Source organism: Rhodoferax sp. (assembly GCF_014859475.1).
GTDB lineage: Bacteria > Pseudomonadota > Gammaproteobacteria > Burkholderiales > Burkholderiaceae_C > Rhodoferax.
The window spans coordinates 1-2,184 of record NZ_JACUUE010000301.1 but is presented as its reverse complement, the minus strand read 5'-3'; the positions used below and the strand labels follow the sequence as shown (position 1 = coordinate 2,184).

The 2,184-nt window shown below is 65.9% G+C and carries 3 protein-coding genes; all 3 read right to left on the bottom strand.

The genetic code is table 11. The annotated features are described in order from the left end of the window. Positions 1-43: 43 nt before the first annotated feature. The 3 genes from IBX54_RS14645 to IBX54_RS14635 all read right to left on the bottom strand — a co-directional run bounded on the left by IBX54_RS14645 (position 44) and on the right by IBX54_RS14635 (position 2,116). Positions 44-844 carry a purine-nucleoside phosphorylase gene (locus IBX54_RS14645; RefSeq protein WP_296543388.1) on the bottom strand — a complete coding sequence of 267 codons (801 nt, stop codon included), beginning with the start codon at positions 842-844 and terminating at the stop codon, positions 44-46. A gap of 20 nt (positions 845-864) precedes the next feature. After that, positions 865-1,296: a cytidine deaminase gene (locus tag IBX54_RS14640; RefSeq protein WP_296543387.1), complete on the bottom strand. Its 432-nt coding sequence runs from the start codon at positions 1,294-1,296 to the stop codon at positions 865-867. Positions 1,297-1,363: 67 nt separating this feature from the next. Beyond that, positions 1,364-2,116 carry an ethanolamine ammonia-lyase subunit EutC gene (locus IBX54_RS14635; protein ID WP_296543386.1) on the bottom strand — a complete coding sequence of 251 codons (753 nt, stop codon included), beginning with the start codon at positions 2,114-2,116 and terminating at the stop codon, positions 1,364-1,366. Positions 2,117-2,184: the final 68 nt, after the last annotated feature.

The following is a 2,184-nucleotide window of genomic DNA, read 5'->3' as shown; positions in this document are numbered from 1 at the left end:
AGCGAAGCGTGGCGATCCATGACTTCCGGGGGCATGGATTGCGTCACTGCGTTCGTAATGACGAAACAATATCGGCCAGCAAGCGGCTGGCAGCAAGGCTGCCCAACTGCGCTTGCTGCAGGGTGTGGGCGTGGCTCAGGTGCTCGGCGGACATGCCCGCGCCCAGGTTGGTGATGAAGGACAGTGCCAGCACGCGCAGACCCAAGTGCCTTGCCAAAATGGTTTCAGGCACGGTACTCATGCCCACGGCATCGGCACCCAGCAGGCGCAGCATGCGAATCTCGGCTGGGGTTTCAAACTGCGGGCCAAACGCCCAGGCGTACACGCCTTCAAACAGCGTGGCGCCCTGCGATTGCGCCACGCGGTGGGCGTGGGCACGCAGCGCCGGGTCATAGGCATCGACCATGTTGACAAAGCGCTCCAAGCCGCCAACACCGACCAGTGGCGAGCGCTGAGCGAGGTTGAGGTGGTCGCTCAGCAGCATCAGGCTTTGCGGCGGCATGTCCGGGCGCAAACTGCCCGCCGCGTTGGTCTGCACCAGCGTGTGGCAACCCAGATTTTTGAGCACGCGCAAGGGCTCGGCCATGCCGTCCACCGCGCCCGATTCATAGCCATGCTGGCGCCCGCCCAGCACGGCCACGGGCTGTGCGCCCAGGTGCCCGAGCCACAGGCTGCCGCCGTGACCGGCCACGCCGGGCTGCGGAAAACCGGCCAGCTCGGCATACGGGATCTGAACAGCGTCGGTGAGGTGGTCGGCCAAGGCCTCCCAGCCCGAGCCCAGCACCACCGCAATGCGGGGTCGCAAATGGGGCGCGCGCTGGCGGAGGGTGTCGATGGCGTTCATGGGGTGCGATGGCGGGCGATTTATCTGACCTTGATGTGGCCCGGCCCAAAGCTCTCGGGCAGCAATTGCGCCAGCGTGTGGCGCGGCCCCAGCGCCAGCTCGTTGGCGCTCTGGACGATCAGATCGGGCGCGCCAAACTCACGCAACTTCTGACGGCAGCCACCGCAGGGCGTGATCCAGCGGCCCCCGTCACCGCTGCCCACCACCAGCACGGCGCGGGCCTGTCGGCCGCCGGCCAGCACCATCGCGCTCAAAGCCGCAGCTTCGGCGCACAGGCCCTCAGGGTAGGCGGCGTTTTCCACATTGCAGCCCGCATGGATGTGGCCCATTTCGTCGAGCACGGCGGCACCGACAGGGTAGTTGGAATAAGGCGCGTAAGCGTTGCGCCGGGCTTGGCGCGCGGCGGCTAGCAGCGCCTGCTGCTGGCTGTCGGTGAGGGTGAATGTGGGCATGACCGCACTTTACCGCGAATGGGGGTGTGCTGAAGCGGCGCCATGAACGGCGCTCAAAACGTAAACATCAGATACCTTCTGCATCACGCAAGCGGTCAATGAGCGCGTGGCTCACGACCCCACCGCGCTTGGGCAGCGGGTGAATACCATAAGTTGCCAAGCGTTCGGCGGGTGTTGAGTTGTCTGTCAAGCCCTGAACATGGTGATCCATCTCGTCTTTCAAGCCAACTCCGGTGAGTTGTTTCAGGCGCGCCTGGCTCAGCAACGCGTGCAGCGGCTGCGCAGCCGCATCAAGTGACAGCCCCGCCGGGCGCACGTTCGAGATGCAGTTGCGCGCGGCATCCGTGGTGCCCACTTTGGGCTCCCAGGTAAGGTAAAGCCCCATGCTGTCGGGCGAGCTCAAGCCCGGGCGCTCGCCAATCAGCGCCACCACCGTGTTGGCCCGCAAGGCGGCACCCACTTGGTCGCCGATGGCGACACGGCCCTGCGTCACCACGGTCAAGGGTGCGACCGTCCAGGTGTGTGCAGTGTCAGCTTGCAGGCGCTGCAGGTACATGGTGCGCTCAAGGGCCTGGCTGTGCAGCCGCAGCGTGGGCAGGCCCAGAGCCTGCAGGCTGGTCTGAATGCCGTGCGCGTCAAACGGCAGGTGCACCGCGTCACGCGCCTGGGCGTGCGCCAGCTGAAACGCCAGGTGCGCGCTGGTCGGCAGGCTGACACCGGCGCGGCCCAAAGCGATGCGCGCATCGGTGAAGTTTTTAAGCGTGTCCCAGGGCGTGGGCGTGACCAGCGCGGGTAGGGTTGGCGATAGATTATTTTTCATGAACCGTTCCCACCATCGCGAGCCAGCCGTACCTGGCCCGATACCGCACACGGACCTTGAACAGAGAC

Excerpts from the sequence above, each read along its gene's own strand:
- IBX54_RS14645 (WP_296543388.1), bottom strand. The coding sequence starts at position 844 with ATGAACGCCATCGACACCCTCCGCCAGCGCGCGCCCCATTTGCGACCC.
- IBX54_RS14640 (WP_296543387.1), bottom strand. The coding sequence starts at position 1,296 with ATGCCCACATTCACCCTCACCGACAGCCAGCAGCAGGCGCTGCTAGCC.
- IBX54_RS14635 (WP_296543386.1), bottom strand. The coding sequence starts at position 2,116 with ATGAAAAATAATCTATCGCCAACCCTACCCGCGCTGGTCACGCCCACG.